Annotated in this window: 4 protein-coding genes and 1 pseudogene; 3 read left to right on the top strand and 2 right to left on the bottom strand. The window is 25.4% G+C overall.

Annotated features, from left to right (window positions below):
• Positions 1–104: 104 nt before the first annotated feature.
• Entirely contained in the window at positions 105–2,504 is a 2,400-nt protein-coding gene (gene lon / locus KHD59_RS02260) for an endopeptidase La (protein ID WP_004994736.1), read from the bottom strand.
• Between the two features lie 118 nt (positions 2,505–2,622).
• Positions 2,623–3,924 carry a trigger factor gene (locus KHD59_RS02255; RefSeq protein ID WP_213680472.1) on the bottom strand — a complete coding sequence of 434 codons (1,302 nt, stop codon included), beginning with the start codon at positions 3,922–3,924 and terminating at the stop codon, positions 2,623–2,625.
• A gap of 565 nt (positions 3,925–4,489) precedes the next feature.
• Between KHD59_RS02255 and KHD59_RS02250 the strand changes: the two genes are divergently transcribed.
• From KHD59_RS02250 to KHD59_RS02240, 3 genes and pseudogenes are all read left to right on the top strand, one after another.
• Positions 4,490–4,807, top strand: coding sequence for a thioredoxin family protein (locus KHD59_RS02250; RefSeq protein ID WP_004994742.1), 318 nt, complete (start codon positions 4,490–4,492; stop codon positions 4,805–4,807).
• Between the two features lie 117 nt (positions 4,808–4,924).
• Positions 4,925–5,065 (top strand): annotated as a pseudogene (locus KHD59_RS02245) (tRNA pseudouridine synthase); the annotation flags it as partial.
• Between the two features lie 705 nt (positions 5,066–5,770).
• Positions 5,771–6,217, top strand: coding sequence for a hypothetical protein (locus KHD59_RS02240; protein ID WP_238120351.1), 447 nt, complete (start codon positions 5,771–5,773; stop codon positions 6,215–6,217).
• The last annotated feature ends 566 nt before the right edge of the window (positions 6,218–6,783 follow it).

The following is a 6,783-nucleotide window of genomic DNA, read 5'->3' as shown; positions in this document are numbered from 1 at the left end:
TATTAATTACTCTTTCGAGACAATTAATCAAGCCCACCTTACAGTGTTTACGTGACCTCTGGAGATTATCACTCCAGGCTATGCGTTAAATAGCGGAATTATATTTATCTCTCAATAACGGAAGAAATAAAAGCTTCTGCGAATATATCTCGAACATTTTGAATAGTTATAATTTTTAATTTATTACGAACTTCTTCAGGAATATCCTCAATGTCTTTTGAATTAGCTTTCGGAATAAAAACAACGTTTATCCCTATTCTATCAGCGGCTAAAACTTTTTCTTTTAATCCACCTATAGCAATTACATCACCAGTTAATCTAATTTCTCCAGTCATAGCTATATTTTCTTTAACCTTTTGACTAGTCATAACAGAAAATAAAGATGTAGCTATTGTTACACCAGCGGAAGGCCCATCCTTAGGTATAGCGCTTTCAACAAAATTAATATGAAAATCTTTTTTATCAAAGATATCGTAATCAATTCCTAATTTTTGAGCATTAGCTTTTAAAAAACTAAAAGCAGTAATAGCGCTCTCTTCAATAACTTTACCCAAATGACCTGTTAAAACTAACTTGCCTTTTCCAGGATAACAAGTAGTTTCAATAGATAAAACATCTCCGCCTACAGTAGTGTAAGCTAATCCATTAACAACACCTATTTGAGGTTTTTTTTCTGTTAATAAATCATAATAGATAATTTTTCCTAAAAATTCTTCTAAATTATCTTCATTAATGTTAGCGTGAGTTATTTTTTTAATTAAAATATTTTTAATTGTTTTACGAATTAAAGTTGCTATTTTTTGACTTAAATTTCTGATTCCAGCTTCTTTAGTGTAATTTCTAATGATTTTAATTAAAGCAGAATCACTAATAGAAAATTGTGTTGATTTTAAACCATGTTCTTTCAAAAGTTTTGGAATTAAATGTTGCTTCGCGATATTCAATTTATCTTTTTCTGTATAAGAGTTTAATTCGATAATTTCTAATCTATCCCTTAAAGGAGCAGAAATGTTACTAATATCATTAGCAGTAGTTATAAATAATACTTGCGATAAATCAAAAGGCTCCGATAAATAAAGATCTACAAAAGTTTTATTCTGATTAGGATCCAAAATCTCTAATAAAGAAGATTCTGGATTATGATGAAAATTATTTACCAATTTATCTATTTCATCTAATAAAAATACAGGATTGATAACTCCTACATTTTTGATACCATCTAAAATACGTCCAGGCATGGCTCCGACATAAGTTCTTCTATGACCTTTAAATTCGCTTTCTTCTTGTAAACCTCCTAAAGATTGTTTAACAAATTTACGTCCTAAAGCCTCTGCAATAGAAATAGCTAAAGTGGTTTTGCCTACTCCCGGAGGCCCCACTAAACATAATATTGTTTGAGCATTATGTTTGGTCATAATTTTAACAGCAGCATACTCTAAAATACGTTCTTTTGTTTCTTGTAAACCATAATGATTTTTTTCTAAAACCGTACGAATTTTTTCTAGATTATTAATATCTTTACTTTTTTTGCCCCAAGGTAAAGCTATTAAAAAATCTAAATAATTCCGGATAACAAACGAATCGGCTACTGCTGAAGAAATAGATTGATAACGAGACAATTCTTGTAACGCCTTTTCTTTAATATTAACGGGCATTTTAGAATTTTTAATTTGTGATCTTAAGGTTTCTATCTCTTCTTCTTTTTTAGCTCTATCACCTAATTCATTTTGAATCGCACGTATTTTTTCTCTCAGATAAAATTCTTTTTGATTTTCGTCAATACTACGTTTTACTTCTTCATTTATTTTATTTTCTAATTCGATAATATCAATCTTTTTATGAATGTCTTGTAAAATATAAAACAATCTATTATTTAAATTTTTTTCTTGTAAATATTTATATTTTTCTTTTTCATCAATTTTTAAAGCAAAAGTAATTAAATCAGCTATTTTTTCAGTATCAATACCACTTTGAATTTGTTCTAGCAAATTATTTTCAGATATAAATAAAAATTGACTTGTATTAGAAGTTATCTGCTCCATAACTAATTTAATCAAAGCTTCTTCTTTTTTTATATCATCGCTTAATTCGGTAGCTACCGGAATATATTTAACATTAAAAAAATTATCTTTTTTAGAAATAAAAGTTGTTTTAATTCTTTTTAATAAACGGAATTTAACTTTATAAATAGAACTGTTAAGAATTTTAACAGAAGCCACAATTCGAGCTAAAACCCCATATTCTGCAATATCTACTATTTCAGGATCTTCTAAAGCAAATATTTTTTGAGGCAAAATAACTACATAAGGAAATTTAGTTTTTTCCGCATATTTTAAAGCATTGATTGAGAAATCACGCCCTATCTCTATTCTAAAATCATTGTTGGGAATAGGTATCACATCACGCACAATAATTGCAGGTAACTCGAAAGGAACCTCAACACCATCAATATATTCGAATTTATGATCATCTTCGATTTGAGTTAATTTAATTTTTTTATTCATTACTTGCCTCTCTTTTGAAAATAAAATTAAACTATTATAATAAGAATTTATTAATATTTAATATTAATATAAAAAAATAATTTAAATATTTAAAATAATCATTTACATAATAATTATGTTAAGAATTTTTATTAACAGAACAATTATTCCATAAAAAATCTATAACTTTATTTTGTAATAAAGTTGTCTTAATATAATCTATATTATATTTTTTTTGGAAATCTTCTAAATTTTGCATATTAGAACTACGAAATAATTTTTGATAAAAATCTTGAATTTCATTATCTAAAATCCGAATATTTTCTTTAATAGCGATTTCTTCCAACAAAAATTCTATTTTTAATTTTTTAATCGTTTCTTCAGACATTTGTTTTTTAAAATCTGTTTCTGACAAGTTATTTTGCTGTAAATATTCTTTTAAGTGAGGATCTTTATTTTTTAACTGTTCACATATTTTTTTTTCGGTTGTTGAAATGTGGTTTTGTAATAAATATTGAGGTATATTTATAATCGAATTTTTTAATAAATACTCCAAAATATTTTGTATTTCTTTTTTTTTCAAAACTTCTTTTTTATTAAATTGCAATTGTGTTCTAAAATAATCTCTTAAATTTTTAATATCAGGAAAATTTTCAGATAAATTTAATTGATTAATTAAATCATTATTTAAATCAATATCAGATATAACGTTAATTCTGTTTAAAAAAACTTTAATTTTTAAATTATGACCAGATAACTTTAAATTTGCAAATGTATCAGGAAATTTAATTTTTAAATTGCGAGTTTCTTTCTCTTTCATGCCTATTATATGAGAAGATAAATAATTAATAATGTTATCGAATTGCTGATCAGAACCATACAAACAAATATCATTTTCATTAAATAAAATAATATTTTTATTTCTTATTTCTAAATCAAAAAAATATTGACAATATTTATTATCTATTTTAAAGCCTTGTTCTTTAAATGCCATATTTAACCAATTTCGAATAGATTTATCTATTTCTTCTTCAGTTACTATAACACCTTGATCTTTATTTACATTAATAGATTTATAATCACATAACTCAATTTTTGGTTTTAAAGCAAATTTAATTATTAAATTAAAATTATGATCTCGTTCTATTTTATTTAAATCAAAATCAACTAATTCAGGTTGACCCATAATTTTTTTTTCATCTTTGGCTAAAATTTCATTTATTTTATTATCAATTAAAAATGTAATAGCTTTTTGATATAAAAATCTTTCACCAAAATGTTTTTCACATAATAATCTAGTTACAAAACCCTTGCGAAACCCCTTAATTTTAATATCATTTTTAACACTATCAAAAGATTTCTGTAAAAAAAATTCAAACTCTTGAGGATTGATCTCGAAATGGTATTTCACAAAATCATTGTTTATATATTCACTTTTCATTATTCATCACCTAGCAAATCACTTTTTTAAAAAACCAAAATAATAAAGATAAAAACTTTTTTGAATTTATTTATATAAATTATATAAAAATAATATTATAAAACTTATTTAAATATATGAATATAATTAAATTATTTAATATATTAAAAACCTTTTTATCTAATAATTATAATTCAATTATAAAAAGATTCATATATTAAAAAAATATTTTAACATATATTATTTTAATAATAAAGATCAATACATATTAAATTTTATCAAAAAAATTAATAATTCCTAGTTTTTTTGATTAAATTAAATTTTTTTATACCAAAAAAATTTCTGTAAAATTACATAGTTAAAATAAATTTTTAATAATACATACAAAACGTAAATTTATAATTATATTTAATAAAATATTAATTTCCTTTAAATCATTATAATATATAAGCGTAAATTAATTTTAAAATTAATAATTAATTTACATAAAAAAATTAAAAAAATAAAAAAAGTTATTATCTTTAACTTAATAATAATATTTATTATATTAAAAAATATAAAGAAAAGGATTTTAAAGGAATAAATAATGAAAAATTCTATAGAAAATTTAGATACATTAATCATTAAAAATAAACATAAATTATTATTAATTGATTTTTTTTTAACAAATTGTCCTCCATGTCAAAAATTAATGCCTCATTTAGAACAAATAAAAAAAGAAAAACCAGATATCGAAATTATCAAAATTAATGGATATGAGAATTATGAATTAGCTAAGAAATATAATATTACAAGTTATCCTAGTTTAATGCTATACAAAAACGGGAAATTAATAAAAAAAAATGTAGGTTATTTATCTTTAACAGAATTATTAAATTTTTTAACAAATAATATAGATGATTAATAATATTATAAAATGATTTAATCATTTAAAATAAAAAAGTCAATATTTATAATTTTAATTACTTGATAAAAAATTCTGAAAATATAAATAAAAAAGAAAGTAAATGGTCCATAAAAAATGAATGGATTTTTTTTAATAAATAAAATTTCTGGTATTTCATCACATGATGTTGTTAAATTTATCAAAAAAAAATTAAATTTAGAAAAAGCGGGTCACACAGGTACTTTAGATCCTTTAGCAGAAGGTTTGTTAATTGTGATAGGGCGCCAAAGATGCCTAAATATCGTGTGATTTAACCAATCACCAGTGCGATAAACACTGACAGGATAAGAACGGTTCTTTAAAGGAAACAATAAAGAATTACAGCAGTTCTTAAAAGCGGATTGCGATGAAGTAGTTAGTCAATAAGATACCGCCACCGAATGATTCTAAGGATAAGCCTGAAAGGGCCTAAGAAGCTAAGAAGATGTAATATTAAACCTGACTTGTAAACTACTGTAACCGATCAGTCCAGAGTCCATCAATAATATTATCACGAATTGGATGGTTTATCTATAGAAAACCTGGAATCTCACCACCAAAATAATAGTGGTTACTTCACCTAAGGAATTAAGGTCGATATTTAGAGTAACTTGGAGAATCCTAAAGGTCAGTTCTTAACAGGAGCAGTATAAGAAGTAAAATTCTTATGGCCCAAGGATAAAGCGACTTTTTAGTAGTCGGAAGAACTAAAACTTTGTTTGGAATAACAAAGATAATTGCCCTCCCGAGAAGAAGGTTAACCACCTTTATAGGGCGAAAGAAGTCAGTAATTTGCTGTTAATAATACAACAACTAACTAGTGGCAACACCAAGTTAGCCTTATAAAAAGGACAAATTATGGCAAGCCGGATGCTGGGAAACTTGCTCGTCCGGTTTAGAGGGAGGCTGTTTGTAATAAATATCAGAAAGATAAATTCTGATATGGAAACGCAAATAATCTATCCCTATATTAATAAAGCAACAAAATTAGCATTTTTATTTAATGATTTAAATAAGCAATATCAAGGAACTGCTTTATTTAATAAAAATTATGATACATTAGATATTTATGGAGAATTAATTGATAAAAAAGAAATAATTTTACCAGAAAATATTGTAAAAAAAAATTTTGATTATTTTAATAATAAACAATATTGGCAAACTCCCCCAATGTTTTCTGCTATTAAAATTAAAGGTCAAAAAATGTATAATTTAGCTAGAAAACAAAAACATATTGATATTCCACCTAGAAAAGTAACAATTTCAAATTTAAAATTAATTTCATATAATCCGCACAAACAAGAGGCGAAATTTCAAGTAGATGTATCTAAAGGAACTTACATTAGAAGTTTAAGGGCGCCAAAGAGGCCTAAATTTCGTGCTATTTAACCAATAGCCAGGGCCGATAAACCCTGAAAGGAGATGGTCGGTCAGTCAAACGAAAGAATGACGGATTACAGCAGACCATAAAAGCGGGTTGCGATGAAAGCAAATTAGTCAAGATGACTCCGCCACCAAATAATTCGATGGAGAAGCCTGCAATGGCCTAAGAAGGAAAATTGATGTAATCCTAAAACCTGTTTCGGAAGTTGCTGAAACGGACAGTCCAGAGTCTGCTAATATAAATTAAACGTATTGAGTAGTTTATCAAAGAAAAGAAACCTGGAATCAGCCTCTTAACGAGGAAACTTCCCCTAAAGAATTAAGGTAGAAATTTAGCGTAACTTGGAGAATCCTAAAACTAAGTAATTAAATTTACGAATCCGGAAATAAAAGTCTGGATGGTCAAGGATAAAGCATCTTTTTAGTAGTCGTAAGCGTAAACCTAGATTTGGAATAATTTAGTTAATCGACTTACCAAGAAGAGGGTTAATCACCCTTATAGGGCGAAGGAAGAAAGTAATTTACTAGTTATTCAATGGTGTTGGGAAAGGAGTTGATATATTATGTCAACG

It is taken from the genome of Sesame phyllody phytoplasma (assembly GCF_018390775.2).
Taxonomy (GTDB): Bacteria; Bacillota_I; Bacilli_A; order Acholeplasmatales; family Acholeplasmataceae; genus Phytoplasma; species Phytoplasma australasiaticum.
This window is presented reverse-complemented; position numbering and strand designations above follow the sequence as displayed.